This window comes from Micromonospora sp. BL4 (assembly GCF_003667505.1).
Lineage (GTDB): Bacteria > Actinomycetota > Actinomycetes > Mycobacteriales > Micromonosporaceae > Micromonospora.
Genome location: NZ_RCVJ01000043.1, coordinates 44,085 through 67,795, shown reverse-complemented (window position 1 = coordinate 67,795; position 23,711 = coordinate 44,085). Strand labels below are relative to the sequence as shown.

At 71.5% G+C, this 23,711-nt stretch carries 20 protein-coding genes; 5 read left to right on the top strand and 15 right to left on the bottom strand.

Annotated elements, in window-relative coordinates:
- Nucleotides 1–49: 49 nt before the first annotated feature.
- From ftsX to pruA, 6 genes are all read right to left on the bottom strand, one after another.
- Nucleotides 50–925, bottom strand: coding sequence for a permease-like cell division protein FtsX (ftsX, locus tag EAD89_RS01660; protein WP_121653958.1), 876 nt, complete (start codon nucleotides 923–925; stop codon nucleotides 50–52).
- Between the two features lie 67 nt (nucleotides 926–992).
- Nucleotides 993–1,673, bottom strand: coding sequence for a cell division ATP-binding protein FtsE (ftsE, locus tag EAD89_RS01655; RefSeq protein ID WP_030331491.1), 681 nt, complete (start codon nucleotides 1,671–1,673; stop codon nucleotides 993–995).
- Between the two features lie 118 nt (nucleotides 1,674–1,791).
- Complete coding sequence (gene prfB / locus EAD89_RS01650) at nucleotides 1,792–2,913, bottom strand: peptide chain release factor 2 (RefSeq protein ID WP_121653957.1); 1,122 nt, start codon at nucleotides 2,911–2,913, stop codon at nucleotides 1,792–1,794.
- Nucleotides 2,914–2,977: 64 nt separating this feature from the next.
- A complete protein-coding gene (locus EAD89_RS01645) occupies nucleotides 2,978–3,493 on the bottom strand; it encodes a PadR family transcriptional regulator (RefSeq protein WP_121653973.1) in 516 nt (171 codons plus the stop codon).
- A gap of 142 nt (nucleotides 3,494–3,635) precedes the next feature.
- Nucleotides 3,636–4,439 (bottom strand): tryptophan 2,3-dioxygenase, encoded by an 804-nt coding sequence (locus EAD89_RS01640; RefSeq protein ID WP_121674431.1) that lies wholly within the window; start codon nucleotides 4,437–4,439, stop codon nucleotides 3,636–3,638.
- Between the two features lie 57 nt (nucleotides 4,440–4,496).
- Nucleotides 4,497–6,125, bottom strand: a complete 1,629-nt coding sequence (gene pruA / locus EAD89_RS01635; RefSeq protein WP_121674430.1) for an L-glutamate gamma-semialdehyde dehydrogenase — start codon at nucleotides 6,123–6,125, stop codon at nucleotides 4,497–4,499.
- Nucleotides 6,126–6,475: 350 nt separating this feature from the next.
- Between pruA and EAD89_RS01630 the strand changes: the two genes are divergently transcribed.
- Nucleotides 6,476–7,576, top strand: coding sequence for a hypothetical protein (locus tag EAD89_RS01630; RefSeq protein WP_121674429.1), 1,101 nt, complete (start codon nucleotides 6,476–6,478; stop codon nucleotides 7,574–7,576).
- Nucleotides 7,577–7,593: 17 nt separating this feature from the next.
- Here EAD89_RS01630 and EAD89_RS01625 read toward each other — a convergent pair whose 3' ends face one another.
- Nucleotides 7,594–8,103 carry a hypothetical protein gene (locus EAD89_RS01625; protein ID WP_121674428.1) on the bottom strand — a complete coding sequence of 170 codons (510 nt, stop codon included), beginning with the start codon at nucleotides 8,101–8,103 and terminating at the stop codon, nucleotides 7,594–7,596.
- A 216-nt stretch (nucleotides 8,104–8,319) separates the two neighbouring features.
- On the opposite strand from EAD89_RS01625, the gene EAD89_RS01620 reads away from it, so the two are divergent.
- Together EAD89_RS01620 and EAD89_RS01615 are read left to right on the top strand one after the other, a co-directional pair.
- Nucleotides 8,320–8,547, top strand: coding sequence for an AlpA family transcriptional regulator (locus tag EAD89_RS01620; protein ID WP_121674427.1), 228 nt, complete (start codon nucleotides 8,320–8,322; stop codon nucleotides 8,545–8,547).
- Nucleotides 8,548–8,646: 99 nt separating this feature from the next.
- A complete protein-coding gene (locus tag EAD89_RS01615; RefSeq protein WP_121674426.1) occupies nucleotides 8,647–9,363 on the top strand; it encodes an Rv3235 family protein in 717 nt (238 codons plus the stop codon).
- Between the two features lie 390 nt (nucleotides 9,364–9,753).
- On the opposite strand, the gene secA is transcribed toward EAD89_RS01615, so the two are convergent.
- The gene (secA, locus tag EAD89_RS01610; protein WP_121674425.1) at nucleotides 9,754–12,678 is read right to left on the bottom strand and encodes a preprotein translocase subunit SecA; all 2,925 of its coding nucleotides are present in this window, start codon (nucleotides 12,676–12,678) and stop codon (nucleotides 9,754–9,756) included.
- Nucleotides 12,679–12,846: 168 nt separating this feature from the next.
- Here secA and EAD89_RS01605 point away from each other — a divergent pair, with 168 nt between their 5' ends.
- Complete coding sequence (locus tag EAD89_RS01605) at nucleotides 12,847–13,998, top strand: GNAT family N-acetyltransferase (protein WP_121674424.1); 1,152 nt, start codon at nucleotides 12,847–12,849, stop codon at nucleotides 13,996–13,998.
- The gene (locus EAD89_RS01600) at nucleotides 13,995–15,107 is read left to right on the top strand and encodes a GNAT family N-acetyltransferase (RefSeq protein WP_121674423.1); all 1,113 of its coding nucleotides are present in this window, start codon (nucleotides 13,995–13,997) and stop codon (nucleotides 15,105–15,107) included. Before EAD89_RS01605 ends, EAD89_RS01600 begins: the two co-directional genes overlap by 4 nt.
- Before the next feature lie 88 nt (nucleotides 15,108–15,195).
- Here EAD89_RS01600 and raiA read toward each other — a convergent pair whose 3' ends face one another.
- The 7 genes from raiA to efeO form a co-directional block, all read right to left on the bottom strand.
- Complete coding sequence (gene raiA / locus EAD89_RS01595) at nucleotides 15,196–15,831, bottom strand: ribosome-associated translation inhibitor RaiA (protein WP_121653947.1); 636 nt, start codon at nucleotides 15,829–15,831, stop codon at nucleotides 15,196–15,198.
- 245 nt (nucleotides 15,832–16,076) lie between these two features.
- Nucleotides 16,077–16,784 (bottom strand): ComF family protein, encoded by a 708-nt coding sequence (locus tag EAD89_RS01590; protein WP_121653946.1) that lies wholly within the window; start codon nucleotides 16,782–16,784, stop codon nucleotides 16,077–16,079.
- A 4-nt stretch (nucleotides 16,785–16,788) separates the two neighbouring features.
- Nucleotides 16,789–18,582, bottom strand: a complete 1,794-nt coding sequence (locus tag EAD89_RS01585; RefSeq protein WP_121674422.1) for an LpqB family beta-propeller domain-containing protein — start codon at nucleotides 18,580–18,582, stop codon at nucleotides 16,789–16,791.
- Nucleotides 18,579–20,237 carry an MtrAB system histidine kinase MtrB gene (gene mtrB, locus EAD89_RS01580; RefSeq protein WP_233578098.1) on the bottom strand — a complete coding sequence of 553 codons (1,659 nt, stop codon included), beginning with the start codon at nucleotides 20,235–20,237 and terminating at the stop codon, nucleotides 18,579–18,581. The genes EAD89_RS01585 and mtrB overlap by 4 nt, the downstream gene beginning before the upstream one ends.
- 108 nt (nucleotides 20,238–20,345) lie before the next feature.
- Nucleotides 20,346–21,035 carry an MtrAB system response regulator MtrA gene (gene mtrA, locus EAD89_RS01575; RefSeq protein WP_109818783.1) on the bottom strand — a complete coding sequence of 230 codons (690 nt, stop codon included), beginning with the start codon at nucleotides 21,033–21,035 and terminating at the stop codon, nucleotides 20,346–20,348.
- Between the two features lie 220 nt (nucleotides 21,036–21,255).
- On the bottom strand, nucleotides 21,256–22,533 hold the full coding sequence (efeB, locus tag EAD89_RS01570) for an iron uptake transporter deferrochelatase/peroxidase subunit (RefSeq protein ID WP_121674420.1): 1,278 nt from the start codon (nucleotides 22,531–22,533) through the stop codon (nucleotides 21,256–21,258).
- A 25-nt stretch (nucleotides 22,534–22,558) separates the two neighbouring features.
- Nucleotides 22,559–23,692, bottom strand: a complete 1,134-nt coding sequence (gene efeO, locus EAD89_RS01565) for an iron uptake system protein EfeO (protein ID WP_121674419.1) — start codon at nucleotides 23,690–23,692, stop codon at nucleotides 22,559–22,561.
- Nucleotides 23,693–23,711: the final 19 nt, after the last annotated feature.

The following is a 23,711-nucleotide window of genomic DNA, read 5'->3' as shown; positions in this document are numbered from 1 at the left end:
TCCGGCGCGGGAGGGTCCCCGGGAGACGACGGGACGACCCGTACGGTCGCTACACCCGCAGGTAGAAGCGGAGCGTGGTCCAGGCGGTGGCGGCGCTGATGAGGCCACCGACGCCGGCCATCAGCGGGAAGACGAACAGGAGGTCGCCCCAGCTGACCGGCGACAGCAGGCCCTCCAGGGCCTTGAGCGACCCGTCGAAGAGCAGATACTTCGCCGCTATCAGGGCGACCAGTGCGAGCAACGAGCCGATCAGGCCGGCCACCACGGCCTCCAGCACGAACGGCGCCTGGATGAACCAGTTGGAGGCGCCGACGAGCTTCATGACCGCCACCTCACGCCGCTTGCTGTACGCGGCCACCTGAATGGTGTTGGCGACCAGCAGCAGGGCGGCGACCGCCATCACGATGGCGGCGGCCAGGGCGATGTTCTGGATCGCGGTGAGGATGTTGAAGACCTTGTCCAGTAGTCGGCTCTGGTCGATGATCTCGTCGACGCCCTCGGTGTCCTTGTACTGGTCGTAGATGTTCTTGTACTGCTCCGGGTTGTTCAGCTTGATCCGGAACGACGGCGGAAGGCTGTCCTCCTTGACGGCGCTGATCAGATCCGGCGCGTCCTGGAACATCTCCTGGAACCGCTTGTACGCCTCGGCCTTGTCGACGTAGATGACCTCGCTGACCAGCGGGTCGGACTTGAGCTTCGCGTCCATCTGCTCGCGCTGCTCGTCGGTCACGTCGGTCTTGAGGAAGATCGAGACTTGGATGTTCTTGTAGTAGAGGTCCTTCATGTCGTCGACCTGGCGGTACATGAGACCGCTGGCGCCGAGCATGGTCAGCGAGACCGCCATCGTGATGATCATCGCGATGGTCATGGTCACGTTGCGCCACAGTCCGACCAGTACCTCGGACAGGACGTATTTCACGCGCATCGGGGGTTCCTCCGGGTCTCCGGCATGAAGTGTTCGTCGTCAGGCTGCGCAGGGGTGGAGCGCCGGCTCACCCGTAAACGCCGCGGGCCTGGTCACGGACGATGCGACCGCTCTCAATCTCTACGACGCGGCGGCGCATCTGGTTCACGATGTTGGAGTCGTGGGTGACCATCACGACGGTCGTGCCGGTGCGGTTGATCCGGTCCAGCAGACGCATGATCTCGATCGAGGTGTCCGGGTCCAGGTTTCCCGTGGGCTCGTCCGCCAGGAGGATCAGCGGACGGTTCACGAACGCCCGGGCCACGGCGACCCGCTGCTGCTCACCACCGGAGAGCTCGTGCGGGTAGCGGTGCTCCTTGCCACCGAGCCCGACCAGCTCCAGCACCTCCGGCACGACCCGACGGGCAACCGCCTTGGTCTTGCCGATCACCTCAAGGGCGAACGCCACGTTCTCGTACGCGGTGCGGTTCGGCAGCAGCCGGAAGTCCTGGAAGACGCAGCCGATCGAGCGCCGGAAGTGGGGTCGCTTCCAGGAGCGCATCGAGGTGACGTCCTTGCCGTTGACGACGACGCGCCCCTTGTTGGGGGCGACCTCGTGCAGCAGCATTTTGATGATCGTGGACTTGCCGGAGCCGGATGGACCGATGAAGAAGACGAACTCGCCCTTCTCGATCGAGACGGACACGTTGTCGAGCGAAGGCCGGGACGCCTTCGGGTACGTCTTCGTCACTTGCTCAAGCTGAATCACGGGTGGTGAGTCTACGCGGTGTGACGACAGAGCCAAGCCCCACGCCCCGCACAGACGGTGCGCGTCCTCGAATTAGGGGCTAACCGGGAGATCGACGACGCGCTCCGCCCGCGAGTGATCACGCACCGTCGCCGGCGAGCTGGCGCTGCTTGCGCCAGCGGATACCGGCTTCGATGAAGCCGTCCAACTCGCCGTCGAAGACGGCGCTCGGATTGCCGGTCTCCTGCTCGGTTCGGAGATCCTTCACCATCTGATACGGGTGCAGGACGTAGGAGCGCATCTGGTCGCCCCACGAGCCGGCGGCGTTCTCCTTGAGCCCCTCCAGCTTGGCCTGCTCCTCCTGGCGCTTGCGCTCCAGCAGCCGAGCCTGGAGCACCCGCAGGGCGGAGGCCTTGTTCTGGAGCTGGGACTTCTCGTTCTGGCAGGTCACCACGATGCCGGTCGGAATGTGGGTGAGCCGGACCGCCGAGTCGGTGGTGTTGACGCTCTGCCCGCCCGGACCGGAGGAACGGTAGACGTCGACCCGTACCTCGTTCTCCGGGATGTCGATGTGGTCGGTCTGCTCGGTGACCGGCAGGACCTCCACGCCGGCGAAGCTGGTCTGCCGGCGGCCCTGGTTGTCGAACGGGCTGATCCGGACCAGCCGGTGGGTCCCCGACTCGACGCTGAGCGTGCCGTACGCGTAGGGCACCTTCACCGCGAAGGTGGCCGACTTCAGGCCCGCCTCCTCGGCGTACGAGGTCTCGTAGACCTCCGTCGGGTATCCGTGCCGCTCCGCCCAGCGCAGGTACATCCGCAGCAGCATCTCGGCGAAGTCCGCCGCGTCCACGCCGCCCGCCCCGGCCCGGATGGCGATCAACGCCTCCCGGGAGTCGTACTCGCCGGAGAGCAGGGTGCGGACCTCCATCTCCTGGATGGCCTTGGTCAGCCCGGTGATCTCCGATTCGACCTCGGTCAGCACGCCCGGGTCGGACTCGGCCTCGGCCAGCTCCAGCAGCACCTGGGCGTCGTCGAGCTGAGCGCGCAGGCTGCCCAGCTTGCTGATCTCGCCGTTGACGTACGACAGCTGCGAGGTCACCTGCTGAGCCTTGGCCTGGTCGTCCCACAGGTCGGGGGCGGAAGCCTCCTCCTCCAGCCGGGCCTTGTCCTCGTGCAGACGGTCAAGGTTGAGGACGGCCTCGATGTTTCGCAGGGTGGCGTCGAGTTCCTTGAGCTGTTCGGCGTAATCGGCAGCGGTCACGACAGACAAGGGTACTGTGCCGTGGGCGGAGCAGCTCGTTCCCTATGCGCGAACCCGCCGACGATCACCCGACGGGGGCGGACTTCAGCCACGACAGGGCCGCCCGGTGGTAGGCGACGGCGAACTCCAGCGCGCTGGCGTCGTACGTCTCCCCGTCCCGTTTGGCGTTCTTGACCTGTTCCCGCACCTGGGCCAGGGCCTCGGTGTGGTATTCGTTGGCGGAGGCGTACAAGCTCTTGAGCTGGCTGGCGGAGTGCAACTCGCCGAACGCCATCCGGAGCGCTATCGGGTTGCGGATGGTGTCGCGCCCCGGGTTCTCCGTCAGCCAGCGGGAAAATGTCCGTTTCCCACTGGCGGTGAGCGAGTACGGCTGGCTCATCCGCGGCCCCGGCTTGCCGAGCCGCACAAAGCCCCGCTCGGCCAGCACCGGCAACTCGCGGTAGACCTGGCTGCGGGTCATCGACCAGTACGGCGCCAACCGGCGCTCAGCGGCGGCCATCAACTGGCCGCCTGTCATGGGACCCTCATGGAGCAGCCCGAGCAGGGCCGCCGCCGTGGGGTTGACTCCGGAATCCGCCATGCCCACTACGCTGCCACTTTGCGCTCGCGGCGTCCAGGATTTGACGGTTTGCCACCCGACAGGACTTCCTATGTGCACTGTCGGCGGCAGACTGTCCGTTGAGGACTATCGATGGATCGCGGGACCGGTCGCGGCGACCCGCTCAGAGCCGGCTGCGCAGCTCCCACAATTCCGGATAGAAGCGCGTCTCCACCCGGGAGCGCAGGTAGGCGCCACCGGCCGATCCGCCGGTGCCCGGCTTGGTGCCGATCTGCCGCTCGGCCATCAGCACGTGCCGGGCCCGCCACAGGGAAAATGCCTGGTCGTGGGCGACCAGGGCCTCCGCGAGGTCCCAGAGCGGCCCGAACCGCTCCCGGTCCGCGGCGATCCTGGCGTACGCCGCGAAGCGCGCCTCGGCGTCGCCGACCGGGAACCCGGCCCGGGCGAGCACGGCCAGGAAGCCGTCCCAGAGGCTCGGCTCGGCCAGCCGCCGCTCCAGGCGCTCCCGTTCGGCCGGCGGCAACCGGCGGAACCGGTGCAGGAAGTCCGGGTCCTTGAGCCCGGAAAGAAACTCGATCTCCCGGAACTGCACCGACTGGAACCCGCTGGCCGGGGCGAGCTTCGTGCGGAAGGCCAGGAAGTCCTGCGGCGTCATCGTGTCGATCACGTCGACCTGGCCGACCAGCACCCGCTCCACCACGTGGCAGCGTTCCAGCCGAACCCGGGGCAGGTAGGTCTCGCCGGCCAGCATCCGGTCCCGGGCGTCGGACAGCTCGGCGAGCAGCAGCTTGAACCACAGCTCGTACACCTGGTGGATGGTGATGAAGAGAAGTTCGTCGTGGGAGGCCGGGTCGGACTCCGGCACCTGCGCGGCGAGCAGGTCGGCCAACCGTAGGTAGTCGCTGTAGGTGAGCAGGCCGCCCTGCTCCCCGAAACGGGGGTCGGGCGCGGGGGTGGGGTGCGTCACCCCGGCCAGGCTACCGCCGGCGGCAGCGCCACGCGCGCCGCCGGCGGTCGTCGCCGGTCAGCCCATGTGGGGGTACGTGTGGTCGGTCGGCGGCACGAACGTCTCCTTGATCGTCCGCGGCGACACCCAGCGGACGAGGTTGAGCCAGGAGCCCGCCTTGTCGTTGGTGCCGCTGGCCCGGGCGCCACCGAAGGGCTGCTGCCCGACCACCGCGCCGGTGGGCTTGTCGTTGATGTAGAAGTTGCCGGCCGCGTACCGCATCCGCTCGCCGACCGCGTCGATCACCCGACGGTCGGTGGCGAACACCGACCCGGTCAGCGCGTACGGGGCGATCGACTCGGCCTGCGCGACCACCTCGTCGAAGCGGGCGTCGTCGAAGACGTGCACGCCCAGGATCGGCCCGAAGTACTCGGTGGTGAAGGTCTCGTGGGCGGCGTCGCTGCACTCGAAGAGCGTCGGCCGGACGAAGTACCCGACCGAGTCGTCGGCGGTGCCGCCGGCCAGCACCCGGCAGGTGTCGTCGCCGGCGATCAGCTCCAGCGCGGCGGTGTGCCGGGAGAACGCCTTGTCGTCGATCACCGCGCCGCCGAAGTTGCTGAAGTCGGCCACGTCGCCGTAGGTGAGCGAGTCGGTGGTGGCGGCCAGCCGGTCCCGCAGGCCACCCTCCCAGAGCGAGCGCGGCACGTACGCCCGCGAGGCCGCCGAGCACTTCTGGCCCTGGTACTCGTAGGCGCCGCGGATCAGCGCGGTGTGCAGGGCGTCGACGTCGGCGCTGGTGTGCGCGACCACGAAGTCCTTGCCGCCGGTCTCGCCGACCAGGCGGGGGTAGCCCCGGTAGCGGGCGATGTTGTCGCCGACGGTCCGCCACAGCTGCTGGAAGACCTTGGTCGAGCCGGTGAAGTGGATGCCGGCCAGGTCCGGGTCGGCGAGGACGACGTCGGAGACCTCCTCGCCCCGGCCGGTGACCATGTTGATCACGCCGGGCGGCAGGCCGGCGGCCTCGAACAGCCGCATGGTGAAGTGCGCGGCGAACTGCTGGGTCGGGCCCGGCTTCCAGATCACCGTGTTGCCGAGCAGCGCCGGCGCCGAGGGCAGGTTGCCGGCGATGGCGGTGAAGTTGAACGGGGTGACCGCGTAGACGAAGCCCTCCAGCGGGCGGTGGTCGAAGCGGTTCCAGACCCCGGCGGACGAGCTGGGCTGCTCCTCCAGGAGGCGCCGGGCGAAGTGCACGTTGAACCGGAGGAAGTCGATGAACTCGCACGCCGCGTCGATCTCCGCCTGGATCGCGGTCTTCGACTGGCCGAGCATGGTGGCGGCGTTGAGCGTGTCCCGCCAGGGGCCGGCGAGCAGCTCGGCGGCGCGCAGGAAGATCGCGGCGCGCTCCTCGAACGGCAGCGCCCGCCACATCGGCGCGGCGTCCTTGGCGGCCTTGATCGCGGCGCGGGCGTCGTCGTGGGTGGCGTGCGCGGTCACACCGAGCACGTGCGCGTGGCGGTGCGGCTGCGCCACGTTGATCGGGTCACCGGCGGCCATCCGCTGCTCGCCGCCGATGGTCATCGGCAGGTCGATGCGCTCGGCGGCGAGCTCGGTCAGCCGCCGCTGGAGCCGGTCCCGGTCGGGGCTGCCCGGCTCGTAGTTGCGAACCGGCTCGTTGCGCGGCTCGGGTACGGAGAACACGGCATCCATCAACGCTCCTGGCGATCTCGACTGCGGTGGCGAAACCGGACCCGCGGGCACCGACCGGACGGCCGGTCACCGGACGCCGCGCGGGATTGCCGAGCAGCGGCGGGACCTCCCACGATTCTTCCATGCGGGGGTGCTCGCCTCACCTCCACCACCGCCTCCCACCAAGGACCGCCCCACCCCTCCTCCCCTTACCGGAAGGCGCGGGCGGGTCCGCCGGCCCGGGCGGCGGGCACCCGTACGGCGTGAGCCGCTCCGGGCGGTACCGGTCACGGCCGTCCCGTGACGGCGGAAGGTCCACCGGAGCCGCGTACCCTGAATGGTCGGTGACCTGCCGCCTCGAAGGGGAGACGATGACCAAGCAGCCCGGCCGCGTCCCAGCCGCGGAGTCGGACGAGCCGGCGGTCGACCCGGCCACCCCCAGCGGCCGGCCCGTGCCGGCGCCCGCACCCGGCGCGGGCGTGCTCGCGCTGCTGGCGCTCGGTTGGCTGGCCGCCATGCTCTGGTCGACCCGGGAGGCGATCGCCTCGTCGGCGGCCGGGGTCACCGCGATCAGCCTCTCCGCGTTCGCCCTGCCCGGCGTGATCTCAGCCGCGCTGGTGGCCGGGGCCGCCGTGGCCCTGGCCTGCGGCAATCTGCTGTCCCGCCGGTACGGCGACTGGGCCACCCTGCGCTTCGTCGGGGCGATCGGGGCGGGGATGCTGGTCGGCTTGGCGGCCGCGCTCGCGATCAACCTCACCTACTTCGACACCTCGACCACCAACGTGATCGCCGGCACCACCGCCGCCGCGGCGATCATCGGTGGCGCGGTCGCCGGCGCGCGGACGGCGCCGGCGGTCGGCGCGGTGACGGCCGCCGCGCTGGGCACGCTGGTCTTCGTGGTCGCGTTCAGCCGCGCCCGGGACCCGCTCTTCGATCTCTTCGGCGCGGGCGACAGCCAGGAGTCGCTGGTCAACGCAGCGAAGTGGGTGTCGCGTACCGAGTCGCTCGTCGCCGGCCTGCTGGCCGGGCTGCTCGCCTTCGGCTACCTGAGCTGGGCACGGCGGCGGGCCGTCCGGCGCGATCCCCACACGCCGGCGCTGCGCTGGCCGGCCTACCTGCTCGCGGGGGCCGGGCCGGGGCTGCTCCTGCTGCTCGCCGAGGTGATCATCCGGATCGGTGGCCGCTCGCTGCTCGACCTGGCCGGCGCGCTGAGCGAGGCGGACGCGGTGGCGCAGACCTCGCTGGGCACCTCGCGGGTGGACAACGGCATCTGGGTGCTCTTCGTGGGGGCGCTGACCGCCCTCATCGCGTTCGGCCGCACGCTCGGACCAGCCCATTCCGACGACGACGAACCCGTCCCGGCCGACGACTCCCCCGCCCTGAACGCGGACCAGCCGGACCCGGCCGACGCGGACTCGACCGACGCGGACGCCGCCGACGCGGACCGGGCCAAGGCGGACCGGGCCCGCTGACCCGCCCGGCGTCCCGTTCAGCCGGCGGCGCGCAGCAGCAGGTCCAGCTCGCTCACGTCGTACCACTCCAACTCGTGGTCCTCGGCGCCGTCGACGGTGAACTGGGCATCCGGGTCACCGGCGGCGGCCTCGGCCACCACGTCGGCCGCCGCGGCGACCTGCTCGACCGCGTCAGCGCCGTCCACGTGGATGGCCGCGACGGCACCCACCGGCACCGCTTCGGCCAACGTCACCGTGCTGGAGCCCAGCTCACCATCGCCCCGTCCGAGCGCGGCACGCGGCAGGTCGGCCGAGACGACGACCCGGCGGCGGGGCGCGGCCGGGTCGGCCCGGAGCAGGTGCAGCGCGTCCTGGGCGGCCCGGATGAACGCGACGTACTCCAACTCCTCCTCGTCGCCCTCGGCGTACCACTCGCGCAGCGCCGGGGTCACCGCGTGCGCCTGCTCGGCGGCCAGCCCCTGCTCACGCAGGCGGGCCAGCATGGGTACGGTCGCCGGCACGTACACCCGGACAAGCTCGTCGGTCACCGGTCGTCTCCCCGCTCAGTCCACCACCGGCGGCCGCCGGCACGGGCGCAGATCATGCCGCACGCCGTGACCGTCATACACCTCACCTCCGGCCCGTGGAAGTTCCCCGCCGGTGTGTCCCGCCGCGGCTGGTTCGCGGCCGGGCAGTGGAGGTGCTGGGCCATCCGAGCTGTCGATGGCAAACTGAGGCAAACGCCATCAACCCCGGGAGTTTCTGTGGAGCCGAGGTTCCTGCTGCTCTCCGACGTCGCCGCCGAGCTGAACGTGTCGGACTCGCAGGTCTACCACATGGTGCGCAGCGGGGAACTGCCGGCGATCAAGATCGGTGGCCGCGGCCAGTGGCGAGTCGAGCGCGCCCGGCTGGAGGAGTACATCCAGCACAAGTACGCGGAGACCGCCGACTGGGTTCGGGGCAACCCGCTCATCGACCGCGACCCCGAGTAGTCGCGAGCATCCGTTGAGCCATTGACCGGGGCCGCTCCATCGCTCAGAATCGAGTCTGTCGGAGGCAAACGAAGGCAAACGCAAGATCAAGGGGCAGCGATGAGCGAGCGGCGACCCGGTCCGTCCCGGCCACCCGTGCGGTTGCGCCCGGTCCCGCCCATCGACCCGCCGTACGCCGACGAGGCCGACGGGGCGTACTGGCCGGCGCCGACCCACGGCCAGCTCGCCCTCGACCTGTTCGCCTCGACGAGGCCGGACCCGATCCGCCCGCCGGACCGCCGCGCCACCCTCCGCCGGGTGCCGGCGCGGCCCGGCATCCACCCGGGTCCGCCCTCGCCGCCGGCCACCACCCCCGAGTCGATCCGGGTCGCGCACCGCTTCGTCGACACCTGCCTCGAGGTGGTCAACGGCTACCGCTCACCAGCGCAGTTGCGGCCCCTGCTCGACCCGGCCCGGGCCGGCGACCTGCTCGCCGAACTGGCCCGCGCGGCGAGGCGAACCCGGGCGTCCGGCCCGGCCACCGCGTCCCGCCAGGCCACCGCGTCCCGCCCGGGCGCTGCGTCCGGCCCGAGCGCTGCCTCCGGCCCGAGCGCTGCCTCCGCGCGGACCGGGCAGCCGGGGCGAGCCGGGATGTCCCGCCGCCGTGCCGAGCGGCCGGTGGTCCGGCTGCGCCGGCTGCGAGCCTGTGAGCCCCGGGAGGCGGCAGTGGAGGCCGCCGCGGTGCTCACCGGCGCGGGCGGCCGCAGTTGGGCGATGGCGCTGCGCCTGGAACATCGCCGGGGCCGCTGGCTCTGCACCGCCCTCCAGGTCCTCTGACCCGGCTCACGGCCAGACGATCGCCCCGGCTCACCGGAAATCGGGCCGTCGGAGGACTGCTGACACCCGACCCTTTCGTGGCCGCCGCCGGACGGGCATGTCCCGGCTTCTTCGTGGCCGCCGCCCGGCGGGCACGTCCCGGCTTCTTCGTGGTCGCCGCCCGGCGGGCATGTCCCGACTTCTTCCGTGGCCGCCGCCCGGCGGGCAAGTGCCGAAGGAGAGCTATACCTGTGGGTCATATTTATGACTCTCAGGTAGGGCCCTCACCAGGAACAGGTAGCCCGGGAGCCGAGCCGGCGGCGCGCCGGACGGGTCAACGAGCCCGCACGCGGGTCCGGGCACACGAACGGGCCCCGGCCGATTGGCCGGGGCCCGTTTCGGTGCTGTCGGTCAGCCGCCGTTGGGGGCGCCGTGGCAGCGCTTGTACTTGCGACCCGAGCCACACGGGCAGGGCGCATTGCGGGACGGGCCGTTGCTGGCCTCCGCCTGGTTCGGCGCGGGCCGTCGCGCGGCGGCCGACGGGACCGCCGGGCCACGCAGCCCGGAGGCCGGCCGCTGCGGAGCCGACGGAGCCGTCCGCCCCGGCGCCGCCGGGGCACCCGGGGCCGGTCGGCCCACACCGAGCGCCGGAGCCTGCTGCTCGGCCTGCTCGACGGCCACCGCACCGGGGCTGGCCTCGCCGTCGATGGTGGGGGCGGAGTATTGCAGGCCCTGTCGCTGCGGCGCGCGGTTGAGACCCTTCGCCCGGATCTCCACCGGCTTGTCGAGCAGGGTGACCTCGTCCGACTCCGCAGTCGGCTCCGGCTCGGTCACCTGGACGTCCACGTTGTAGAGGAAGCCGACCGTCTCCTCCTTGATGCCGTCCATCATGGTGGCGAACATGTCGAAGCCCTCGCGCTGGTATTCCACCACCGGGTCGCGCTGGGCGTACGCCCGGAGGTTGATGCCCTCCTGGAGGTAGTCCATCTCGTAGAGGTGCTCGCGCCACTTGCGGTCGATCACCTGGAGCAGCACCATCCGCTCCAGCTGGCGCACCCCCTCGGCGCCGAGCTGCTCCTCGCGCCGGTCGTACGCGGCGTGCGCGTCCTCCTTGAGCCGGGCCACCAGGAAGTCGGCGTCCATGCCGGCACGGGAACCGCCGGCCTCCTCCTCCAGCTCGTCGATCGTCACACCGACCGGGTAGAGCTGCTTGAGGCTGGACCAGAGCTGCTCCAGGTCCCAGTCCTCGCCGTAGCCCTCGGAGGTGGCGCCGCGCACGTACGCCTCGACGGTTTCGTCGATCATGTTGCGGACCTGCTCGGAGAGGTCTTCCCCGTTGAGCACCCGGAGCCGCTCGGCGTAGACGACCTGGCGCTGCTTGTTGAGCACTTCGTCGTACTTGAGCACGTTCTTGCGGATCTCGGCGTTCTGGCCCTCGATCTGGGCCTGGGCGCTCTTGATCTGCCGGGTGACCATCTTCGACTCGATGGGCACGTCCTCCGGGATGTTGAAGCGCTCCATCACCGCCTCGACCGCGCCGGCCCGGAAGCGCCGCATCAGCTCGTCCTGGAGCGACAGGTAGAAGCGGGACTCGCCCGGGTCACCCTGCCGGCCGGCGCGACCGCGCAGCTGGTTGTCGATCCGCCGGGACTCGTGCCGCTCGGTGCCCAGCACGTACAGGCCCCCGGCGGCCGCGACCTCGTCCGCCTCGGCGTCGCAGGCCTGCTTCCAGTTGGGCAGGACCTCCTCCATCGCCTTGGCGTACTCTTCCTCGTTCTCCAGCGGGTCGAGGCCACGCTGGCGCAGCTCGTTCGCGGCGAGGAACTCGGCGTTGCCGCCGAGCAGGATGTCGGTGCCGCGGCCGGCCATGTTGGTCGCCACGGTGACCGCGCCCTTGCGCCCCGCCTGGGCGACGATCTCGGCCTCCCGAGCGTGGAACTTGGCGTTCAGCACGTTGTGCGGGATGCCACGGCGGCGCAGCAGCTGGGAGAGGATCTCGGAGTTTTCCACCGAGACGGTGCCGACGAGCACCGGCTGGCCCATCTGGTGCCGCTCGGCGATGTCCTCGATGACGGCGTTGAACTTGGCCTTTTCCGTCTTGTAGATGACGTCCGGCCGGTCCTCGCGAACCATCGGGCGGTGGGTCGGGATGGTCACGACGCCGACCTTGTAGACCTTGTTGAACTCGCTCGCCTCGGTCTGCGCCGTACCGGTCATCCCGGACAGCTTCTCGTAGAGGCGGAAGTAGTTCTGGAGGGTGATGGTGGCCAGGGTCTGGTTCTCCTGCTTGATCTCCACCCCCTCCTTGGCCTCGATCGCCTGGTGCATGCCCTCGTTGTAGCGACGGCCGTGCAGGATGCGACCGGTGAACTCGTCGACGATCAGGACCTCACCGTCGCTGACGATGTAGTCCTTGTCGCGCTTGTAGAGCTCCTTGGCCTTGATGGCGTTGTTCAGGTAGCCGACCAGCGGAGTGTTCACCGACTCGTACAGGTTGTCGATGCCGAGCCGGTCCTCGACCTTGGCGACGCCGCGCTCGGTGACCGCGATGGTGCGCTTGGAGTGGTCGACCTCGTAGTCGCCCTCGCCGTCGGTGCCGGCCTGGAGGCGGGCCACCACGCCGGCGAACTCGCCGTACCAGCGGGCCGAGTGCTCGGCCGGGCCGGAGATGATCAGCGGGGTACGCGCCTCGTCGATCAGGATCGAGTCGACCTCGTCGACCACCGCGAAGTTGTGACCCCGCTGGACCAGTTCGTCCTTCGACCAGGCCATGTTGTCGCGCAGGTAGTCGAAGCCGAACTCGTTGTTGGTGCCGTAGGTGATGTCGCACTCGTAGGCGGCCTTGTGCTCGCTGGCCGGCCGGTTGGGCAGCACCACGCCGACGGTCAGCCCGAGGAACTCGTGCACCCGGCCCATCCAGGCCGCGTCGCGCTGGGCGAGGTAGTCGTTGACCGTGATCACGTGGACGCCCTTGCCGGAGAGCGCGTTGAGGTAGACGGCCATGACCGAGGTCAGTGTCTTGCCCTCACCGGTCTTCATCTCGGCGATGTTGCCGAAGTGCAGCGCCGCGCCGCCCATCACCTGGACGTCGTACGGGCGCTGGCCCAGCACCCGGGCGGCCGCTTCGCGGGCCACCGCGAACGCCTCCGGCAGCAGGTCGTCGAGGGTCTCACCCTCGTCGAGCCGCTCCCGGAACTGTTCGGTCATGCCGCCCAGTTCCTCGTCGGTGAGGTTGACGTAGTCGTCCTCGATCGAGCTGACGGCGGCGGCGATGGCCTTGAGCCGGCGCACCATGCGGCCCTCGCCCGCGTTAAGGACCTTTTCCAGAATCGACACGGATCAACGCTCCCCTAGACAGTCTCGAACCATCGTAGGCGCTCCACCGGCGCGATGGTCACTGGTGGCGGCGGTCCACCCCGCCGAACCCGACATAACTCGCGCAGCGGGTGCGTCGCGCAGGTTATCCGGTTACGCCGTGGGCGAACGTTCCGGCACGATGCACGGGTGGAGCCTGTGGAGATCATCGAGGACGGCCTGCTGCTGCGGCCCTGGCGGGACACCGACGCCGACGCCGTGCACCGCGCGTGCCAGGACCCGGACATTCAGCGCTGGACCACCGTACCGCGCCCGTATCTGCCGGAACACGCCTACGGATTCGTGACCGAGTTGAGCGGGCGGGCGTGGGCGGAGGGCACCGGCGCGCCATTCGCGGTCTGCGACCCGGTCACCGGCGAACTCCTCGGCTCGTGCGGGCTCGTCTCGATCACCAGCGCCGGCACCGGCGAGATCGGCTACTGGACGGCCCCGTGGGCGCGCGGGCGGGCGGTGACCGTCCGGGCCGCCCGCGCGGTGGCCCGCTGGTCCTTCGACACGCTCGGGCTGCGCCGGCTCATCTGGCAGGCCGAGGTGGGCAACCACGCCTCCCGGCTGGTCGCGCTCCGCGCCGGGTTCCGGATCGACGGCCGGCTGCGGCTGGCGGACCCGGCGTCCGGCGGCAGCGCGGACGGCTGGGTCGGGTCGCTGCTGCCCGGCGAGGTGCCCGCCCCCGGGGCCACCGGGCCGGCCGGCCCGGGCACCCTGGCCGCTCGGCGGGCCGCCGCCTTCGGCCGCCCGCAGCCCACCCTGTTCGCCACCGCCGGGGCCGGTGAGCTGCTGCTACGGCCGATGGAGGAGCAGGACCTGGACGCCGTGGTGGAGACCTGCCGCGATCCGGAGACCATCCGCTGGACGACGGTGCCGGACCCGTACGAGCGCGCCGACGCGCAGTGGTACCTCGGCTTCATCCGGGACGCCTGGGCACGGGGGGACGCCGCCTGCTTCGTGATCGCCGACCCCGATGACCGGTACGCCGGCTCGATCGACCTGCGGCTCTCCCCCGCTGATCCGCTGCTCGCCGACGTCGGCTTCATGGCCGCCCCGGCGGCCCGTGGCCGCAGCTACATGCCGGCCGCGCTGGCCGCACTGAGCGCATGGGGCTTCACCACGCTGGGCCTGGCCCGGATCGAGTGGAAGGCGCACGTGGGCAACACCGCCTCCCGCCGGGTCGCCGAGAAGGCGGGCTTCGCATTCGAGGGGACGGCCCGGGGTGGCCTGCAACACCGAGGTGAGCGGGTCGACGTCTGGACGGCCGCGATGCTCGCCCAGGACCTGACGTGACTCCGCCGCAGGTGATCGAGGCGCACGGGGTGCGGCTGCGGCCGTTCCGCGCCGAGGACACCGCCGACGTGGTCGACGGCTGCGCCGATCCGGCGAGCCAGCGGTTCGTGTCGAGCCTGCCCTCCCCGTACACCGAGGCCGACGCCCGCTGGTGGATCGACGCCGGCGCACCGGCGGCCTGGACCGGCGGCGGTGCTGCGTATGCCATCGCCGACTCGGCCACGGACCGGCTGCTCGGCGCGGTGGGTCTCAACAACCCGCTGCCCGAACGGGGTCAGGCCGAGATCGGCTACTGGGTGCGGCCGGCAGCGCGCGGACGCGGGATCGCCGCCGCGGCCACCCGCGCGCTGAGCGAGCACGCGTTCGCCACCGGAACCGTCCGGCTGGAGCTGCTCACCGAGGCGGAGAACGCGCCCAGTCAACGGGTCGCGCTGGCCGCCGGCTTCGGGTACGAGGGCGTACGCCGGTCGGCCGGCTCAGGTCGGGGCGGTGGCCGGCACGACCTGCTGGCTTGGGTACGCCTCGCCGACGACCCGACCGGCCCGACCGCCCGGCTGCTGCCGGACCTGCCCGGCGGGGCGCTCACCGATCAGGTGGTGGCGCTACGCCGGCTCGCTCCGGACGACGCCGAGCTGATGTACCGGTTGCACAGCCGGCCGGAGGTGGTGGCGAACCAGGCGCCGCCGGTGCCGCCGGAGCGGGCCGCGATCGAGCGGCGCTGCCGGCTCGCGGAGAGCGCGTGGCTGACCGGGGACATCGCCCGACTGCTGATCACCGACGTGGCCACCGGCGAGCCGGCGGGCAGTTGCGGGTTGTCGTACACGGATGTGGCCAGCGGGGAGGCGTCGCTCGGCTACGCGCTGCTGCCCGACTGGCGGGGCCGGGGGTACGCCACCCGGGCCGTCCGGCTGCTCGCCGGTTGGGCGTTCGGGCCGGCGGGTATCGCCCGGCTGACCGCCGGCACCGTCCCGGAGAACACGGCCTCCCACCGGGTGCTGGAGCGGGTCGGCTTCGAGCGGGAGGGCCTGCAACGTGGCCGGCTGCCGGGTCTGGCCGGCACCCGCCTGGACGACCTGACCTTCGCCCTGCTACCCGCCGACCTCCGCTGAGCAGATCACGGAGTCGTGGTGGACGGTCCGCACCGGTTCGCGGCTCCCGTACCACCACGACTCCGTGGTCAACGCGGGTCGGAACCGGTCAGGTGGCGAGGGAGATGATGCCGTAGTCGTAGGCGTGCCGGCGATAGACGACGCTGGGGCGGCCGGACTCCTTGTCCTGGAACAGGTAGAAGTCGTGGCCGACCAGTTCCATCTCGAAGAGCGCGTCGTCGATCGTCATCGGTTCCGCCGGGTGCACCTTTTCCCGGGCGATGTGCCACGGCTGCTCGTCGTACTCGTCCTCGGCCCGCTCGGCGACGGCCGTGCCGGCGCGGGCGCCGTCACCCGGCGCGCTCAGCGGGGCGGCCACCAGATCCGCGACCGGTAGGCCGGCGGTGGCGGCGGAGACGGAGATCGGCGCGTGCCGGCCCCGGTGTACGCGGCGACGGTCGGCCGCACGGCGCAGCCGGGTGTCGAGCTTGGCGATGGCCGCGTCGAGCGCGCTGTAGAAGTCATTCGTGCACGCCTCGGCCCGGATCACCGGGCCTCGGGAAACGCAGGTGATCTCCACCCGCTGGCAGTGGTCGGCTTGGCGCGGATTGCGCTCGTGAAACAGCTCGACATCGACACGAATGAGTTTGTGGTCGTAGCGTTCGATCTTTGCGAGTTTCTCGGCTACGTGCACCCGGTAATGGTCCGGCACTTCGACGTTACGGCCCTTGACCACGATGTCCACGTGACCTCCCTTGTTCGGACGGTCTTCGATCCGGTTACCCGGCCGCGCGCCCTGGGGAGCCCCGCTGGCGTCGACCGGTCAGTGCGGCTACGCCTCCTCTCACCGCCGGAGGCGGGTGGAATGACCTCCTACCCCCGACAGCGAAACGCTAACTCCTGTTCGCCCGGCAGTCACCCCATGTTGCCGAGACCGCCCGGGATTTTTCGCAGCTCATACACCAACGGGTGAAACGGAAACACGAACGGTTACGAACGGCGTCTTTTCTCGGTCGCCGCGAGCACCGCGGCGACACCCGGCGCCTGCCCGGTGGCGGCCAGCACCCGGGCCGACGCGGCCAGGGTGACCCCGGTGGTGACGATGTCGTCCAGCAACACCACGACGGGCGCCACGCCCGACGCGCCGCCCCCACGCCGGGCACCCGGACGCGGCCGGAAGGCCGCCTCGGCCGCCGCCGCCCGGCCGGCGCTGTCCAGCGTCACCGAGTCGGGCCGGGGCAGCGCCCGCAGCGGCCGGTGCACCCGAACCGGCCAACCGGCCCGGCTCAGCCGCGCCGCGCAGTGCCGGGCCAGCCGGTCCAGGTGGTCCCCGTAGCGGGCCCGGGCCGCCGCCGCGGTGTCCGGCACCGCCACCAACGCCAGCGGACGGGCACCGCCGACCGCCGCCGCGACGACCTCGGCGAGCAGCGCGCCGAGCGGGCGGGCCAGCCCGTGCCGGCCGTGCTCCTTGTACGCCAGCAGGGCCTCGCGCAACGGGCCGGCGTACGGACCGAGGGCGACGCAGGGCGGCAGGCCCGGCGGGGCGGGAGTCGGACGGACCGGGCGCGGACGCAACGCGCTCAGCGCCGTCACGCAGGTCGGGCAGATCCCGTGCCGCAGACCGGGTCGACGCTCTCGACAGCCCGCGCAGTCGGTGGGCAGGACCAGGTCGCCGAGATCGGCCCAGAGCCCGCGCACGACGTCAGTAGAGGAAGAACGGGGCCGACGGGTTGCTCGGGCGGAGCCCGGCCGGCGGTGGAGCGACGTCCCGTACCTGTCCGGGCTCGATCCGCTCGAACGGGCTGCTGCGGTAGGCCACCCCGTTCGCCTCGTACATGTATCCCACGCTGGGTGACGGCACCTCGTCGTTCGTCGGGTACGCCGTCAGGTGGTTGACCTTGGCACCCACGTCGGTCTTCAGCGGCGTCTCCAGGGCCCCGTCCACGCTGATCCCGTAGATCGCCGGCTGGCCGGCCGACCCGGCCACCACCAGGCGGCCCTCCCCGCTCCAGTCCACGGCGCTGAGGCCGGTCAGCGAGGTGACGAGCGCCCGCGGCGGCCCGATGGAGACCCCGCCGCCGTCCAGGTTGACCGCCGCGACGTACAGCCGGCCGCCGGCGATCAACGCGACCCGCTGGCCGTCCAGAGCTGCGGCCACCGCGGTGACCTCCGGGGTGGGCAGGTTCAGCGGCACCTGGTACATCCCGGCGGCCTCGTCGAAGCGGTAGAGACGGCCGTCGGCCACCACCAGGCCCCGGCCCGGGCGGGAGTCGACCGTGCGCAGCCAGACCGGACGGCTGATCGAGGCGTAGTCTTTCCCGCTCCGGTTGAGGGCGGGGCCGGTGCCCACCGCGAGTCGGTGCCTTCCCTTGCCGCTGTTCACCACCATCGCGGCGAGGATCCGGCCCTCGGCCCGCGCGAGCCCCGCGGACACGATGTTGCGGTTGACCTCGGCCGACAACGGCACGTCGCCGCTGGGCTCGCCGGGGAAGTCGAGCGGGCGGATGGCGCCCTCGTAGACGCCGTACCGCTGCGGGCCCTCGATGATCGGGTAGAGCGCCTCGGAGTTTCGGCGCGCCTCCAGATCCTGCACGGGCAGCGCGTTGTTGCGGATCTTCAGCGCCAGCTCGCCCCGCAGGTCGCCCAGCGACCAGGCCAACTGGGTGATCAACCGGTCGATCTGGGTCTGGTCGTCACCGGACATGTCCAGGTTGACCTCCCACCGGTTGTGCGCGCCGGTGGCGTTGTTGACCAGCTCGGTGCGGTCGGGCAGCCCGACGACGCCGGGGCGCAGCCAGTCGGACGGGCCACCGACCAGCCACTTCACCACCTCGTTGACCCGGCGTTCGTCCGGTACCGCCGCCGGCAGATAGCGCTGATCGGGCACCAGACGGCTGCCGTCGGAACTCCAGAAGTAGATCGACTCGTCCTGGTAGTACTGCTGTAGGGCGTTGTCGCTGAGCAGCAGCACGTTCGGCGGGTCGAGGACGTACAGGCCGGCGCGCTCGTCGTCGCCGCCGAACGCCGCGCTGCGCACCCGGAACTCGTACCCCGTCTCGGTCGCCACCGGCGGGGCCAGGGTGCCGTTGGACCGCAACAGGCCGAGCTGTTGCACCTTGATCTTCACGGTGGTGGTCAGGTCGCTGTTGCCGGTGAAGACCGCCTCCCGCAGCCGGACCACGTTCAGCGCGACCTCGCTGCCCTTCTTCTCCTGCAGTTTGGACTGGTGCTCCGGCGCGACGAACAGCTTGACCCGCTCGTAGGCCCGGTCCGGCTCACCAGCGGCGGCGTCCAGGAAGTTGCGCACGAACGCGTCGATGTCGCTGCCGCTGGCCGTGCGCGTCGGCGGCTCACTTCGACCGCCGTTGTTCGAGCCGGCCTCCGTCGCGGTCCCGCCCTTGCCGTCCACCCGCACGTCGGACGACGCCGGGATGCCGCACGCCCCGCCGAGCAGCAGCGCCGCGCCGAGTGCCCCGACCATGACCTGGCGCCTCACGATCGCACCTCCGCACGGTGGCCGTCCTCGGCGGGCGCCGGGGCGATCGCCAGCGTGCCGTCGGCGCCGGGACCGATGGCCAACGGGCCGCCATCCCGGGGGCCACCGAACGGCAGTGCGGCGTCGGCGGGCACCAGCCGCAGCGGCGAGGTGGTCAGCCGGTCGCCCGCGCGGGCCGGCAGGGTGAGCCGGAACTGCGCGCCCTGCCCGGGCGCACCCCACGCCTCCAGCCAGCCGCCGTGCAGCCGGGCGTCCTCGAGGCTGATGGACAGGCCCAGACCGGTGCCACCGGTCTGCCGGGCCCGGGACGGGTCCGCCCGCCAGAACCGGTTGAACACCAACTTTTCCTCGCCCACCTTGAGCCCCACGCCGCGATCCCGGACGGTGATCGCCACGGCGGTCTCGTCGATGCCGAGAGTGATCAGCACGGGACGTGCCTCACCGTGCTCGACGGCGTTGCCGACCAGGTTGCGCAGCACCCGCTCGACCCGGCGCGGGTCGACCTCGGCGATCACCGGCGTGCCCGGCAGGTCCAACTCGATCGGGACGCCCACGCGCTCGGCCAGGCCGGCGAGCCGGTCGACCACCCGGTGCACCACCGGCACCAGGTCGGTTGGCTCGGCGTCCAGCATGGCGAAGCCGGCGTCGAACCGGCTGATCTCCAACAGGTCGGTGAGCAACTCCTCGAACCGGTCCAGCTCGGCTTGGAGCAGCTCGGCGCTGCGGGCCACCGCCGGGTCGAACTCGTCGCGCTCGGCGAAGATCAGGTCGGCGGCCATCCGGACCGTGGTCAACGGGGTACGCAGCTCGTGCGAGACGTCGGACGTGAACCGGCGCTGCAACCGGGACATCTCCTCCAGGCGGAGGATCTGCCGTTGCAGGTTGGTCGCCATCTGGTTGAACGACGCGGCGAGCAGGGCGAGGTCGTCCTCGCCGTTGACCACCATCCGCTGGTCGAGCAGGCCGGCGGAGAGCCGCTGGGCCGTCCGCGCGGCGACCCGGACCGGATTGACCACCAGCCGGGTGACCAGGGCCGCGAGCAGCCCGAGCAGGATCACCAGGGCGACCCCGGTGGCCACCACGGTGGCTCGGGCGTCGGCGGCGGTGCGGTCCTGCTGGGTCAACGGCACGAGGTAGTAGAGCTCGATCTGACCGAACCGGGTGGGCACCGGCGAGCCGTAGACCAGATATTTGGTGGGCTCTCCGGTCAGCCGGCCGGTGCGGATCTGGCTGGCCACCTTGCCGCTGGCGACCGCGGCCCGCAGCTCCTGGCTGATCAGCGGCTGGACGTTCGCCGCGGGCGCGGTGCGGGCCTGGATGACGTTCGGATAGCCGTCGGCGGTGATCGCCACCACCACACCACTGATCTGCTCGGGGTCGCCGCCGGCCAGATAGTTGACCGTGTCCTCGATGGTCTCCTGGAGCTGCGCCTCCTGCGGCTGGCCGTACAGCGAGACCTGCTTGGCCGCGTAGCCGGCGCCGCTGTTCACGCGCTGCCGGACGTCGGTGCGGGCGCTGTCGAGCAGGATCGTGGTGATCTTGTCAGCGATCAGGTACGCGAAGCCGCCGACCAGCAGGCTGGAGGCGACGAGCGTGATGGTCACCACCCGGACCTGGAGCGAGCGGCGCCAGGTCTGGTGCACCCGCGCCACCATCCGGGCGGCTCGCCCGCTCAGCGCACGCCAGAGCTCCCAGCCGGCGCGGGGCCGGCGGGCAGTCGTCTGAGGGTGCGGGGGCGGGGAGCTTGACACAGTGTGACCAGGCTATCCGGTCCCCGCCTTGTAGCCCACGCCCCGCACGGTGAGGATGATTTCCGGCCGCTCCGGATCCGGCTCGATCTTGGCGCGCAGCCGCTGCACGTGCACGTTGACCAGCCGGGTGTCGGCTGCGTGCCGGTAGCCCCAGACCTGCTCCAGCAGCACCTCGCGGGTGAAGACCTGACGCGGCTTGCGGGCGAGCGCGACCAGCAGATCGAACTCCAGCGGAGTCAGCTTGACCTCCTCGCCGTTGCGGCTGACCGTGTGCGCGGGCACGTCGATGGTGATCTGGTTGCCGGGTGGCCCGATGGTCAGCATCTCCGGTGCCACGTCCTCGCCCCGGCGCAGCCGAGCCCGCATCCGGGCGACCAGCTCCTTGGGCTTGAACGGCTTGACCACGTAGTCGTCGGCGCCCGACTCCAGGCCGAGCACCACGTCGACGGTGTCGCTCTTGGCGGTCAGCATCACGATCGGCACGCCGGACTCGGCTCGAATCGACCGAGCGACATCGATGCCGCTCATCCCGGGCAGCATCAGGTCAAGCAGGACGATATCGGGACGACTATCGCGGAACGCCGCCAACGCCCGCTCGCCGTCGGCCACGAACGAGGGCAGGAAACCCTCGCTGCGCAGCACGATGCCGAGCATCTCGGCGAGTGCGGGGTCGTCGTCGACCACCAGTACCCGGGCTCTCATGGGATTAATATTGCATCCCCGTTCAGTTCGGTGGGACCGGCGTCACCCGGTAACGGATAGCGCCGCCGGCAAGCGTCGCACCGCGACCCGCGGCGGCGGCGCCACGTGATGCGGGCCCGGCAGGGAAGAAATCCTGGCCGGGCCACCCATGATCCCCCTTCGGTGCCGCCCGGCGCCACCGCTGCCTCGGCCGGTCGGCCTGTCGCGATCCGGACGGCCGTCAGCCGAAGAGCGTCCGCCCCCAGTGGTCCCCGCCGTCACGCACACCGGGCGGGCAGGCGAACAGGCCGCTGGAGACGTGCCGGAGGTACTCGTTCATCACGTCGTGCCGGGCCAACTGGGTCTGGATCGGCACGAACTGCCGGCGCGGATCCCGCTGGTAGGCGATGAAGAACAGACCCGCGTCGAGCCGGCCGAGGCCGTCCGAGCCGTCGACGAAGTTGTAGCCGCGGCGCAGCAGGTGCGCGCCGTTGTTCCGGCTGGGGTGGGCCAGCGTGACGTGGGCGTGCTCGGCGATCAACGGCTGCCCGTCGTCACCGCGCGCGACGAAATCCGGCTCGTCGAACTCGTCGGTGCGGCCCAGCGGGGCGCCGCTGCCCTTCGTCCGACCGACGATCTCCTCCTGCTCGGCCAGCGAGGTCCGGTCCCACGTCTCCACGAGCATCCGGATCTTGCGGGTGACCAGGTACGAGCCTCCGGTCATCCAGTCCGGCCCGTCGCCCGGCTGCACCCACAGCTGGTCGCGCAGCAGGTCGGTCTCCTCGGCCTTGAGGTTGGCCGTGCCGTCCTTGAACCCGAACAGGTTGCGCGCCGTGGCCTGGTCGCGCGAGGTCGACGAGGTACGGCCGAAGCCGAGCTGCGACCAGCGGACGCTCACCACGCCCATGCCGAGCCGGGCCAGGTTGCGGATCGCGTGCACCGCCACCTGCGGATCGTTGGCGCACGCCTGCACGCAGAGGTCGCCGCCGGAGAGCTGCGCCTGCAACGCGTCGCCGGGGAACTTGGGCAGCTCGGCCAGCGCGGCCGGGCGCCGGTCGGCGATACCGAACCGGTCCCGGCCGTCGGCGTCGCGGAACAGGGTCGACCCGAAGCCGATGGTGAGGGTGAGCTGCGAGGGGGGCAGGCCGAGCGCCTCGCCGGTGTCGTCCGGCGGGGCCTCCGGCACCCCGCCCACCGCGCCGAGCACCCCGGCGTCCCGCCCGGCGGTCATCCGGGCGGCGGCGGCCGTCCACTCCTGGAGCATCTCGACCAGCCGGGCGCGATCCTTGGTGATCACGTCGAAGGCGACGAAGTGCAGCCGGTCCTGGGCCGGCGTGACGATGCCGGCCTGGTGCTCGCCGTGGAACGGCACCGCCCCCGCCGGATGGTCGCTGGCCGCGGCCGGGTCACGGGAGCCGTTGATCAGCGCGCCCGCGCCGGCCGCCACCCCGGCGACTCCGGCCACCCCGGCGCCGGCGAGCGTGATCGCTCGCCGGCGGGTCAACCTGCTCCCGCTCATCGACTCGACCCTCCCTGACGTCCGGTCACTTGGCGACGACTGCGGCGACCTTGCTGATCGGCTCGGCGAGCGCGTTGATGCCGTCGGAGAGCTCCTTGAGCTCGGCCTTGCTCAACGCGGTGTGCAGCTTCCAGCCGTCGCCGTCGCGGTGCTTGCCGAGCAACGCCTCGACGTTGGCGAACTCGGTGTCCAGCTGCTTGACCAGCTCCGGCGAGCGCTGCTCCAGCGCCGGACGGAGGGCGGACACGGCAGCCTTGGAACCTTCCAGGTTGGCGGCGAAGTCCCACAGGTCGGTGTGCGAGTAGCGGTCCTCCTCGCCGGTGATCTTGCCGCTGGCCACCTCGTCGAGCAGTTCCTTGGCGCCGTTGGCGAGCTGGAGCGGGGAGAGCTTCTCCGCGTTGGCCTTGGCGACGATCTCCTTGACATCGACCAGCAGCCGGTCGGCGATCGGGCCGTCCTTGCTGATGTCGCCGGACTGCCAGAGGTCCTTCTCGATGCGGTGGAAGCCGGTGAACTCCATCCCCTCCTCGATGACCTCCTCGCGACCGTCGATCTTGGGGTCGAGGTCGCCGAAGATCTCGGCCACCGGCTCGATCCGCTCCCAGTAGGTGCGGGCGACCGGGAAGAGGGCCTTGGCCTTCGCCACGTCGCCGGCCTTGACCGCGGCGACGAACTCCTCGGTCTTCTCCAGCAGCGCGGCGGTCTGGCTCTTGACGTAGCGCTGGTAGTTGTCGGTCGCGCCGGCCAGCGCGGCGTCGGCGGTCAGCGGCTCGGCCGATCCGCTGACCTTGAGCGCGCCGCGGATGCCCTTGCCGCTCATACCCGGCTTGCACGCCGTCTCGTACGTGCCGGCCGGCAGCTCCACGTGCAGCTCGCGGCTCAGCCCGGGGGCGATGTTCTCGACCTCGCCCATCACCCGGTCGCCGGAGGCGTACACGTAGAACTCGGTCACCTTCGCACCCGAGTTGGTGATCTTGAAGGTGGCGGTTCCGGCGCCGAGGTCGGTGGTGCCGACCTCGCAGGCGGTGTCGCTGGCCTTGACCACGATCGGGCCACCGGCCCCGGTCGCCTCACCCTTGTCGGAGTCGGAACAGGCGGCGACGCCGGTCGTGGCCAGCACGCCGGCAGCGGCCAGCGCGAAGAATCGGGTGGTACGCATCTGAGCTGTCTCTCCTCGT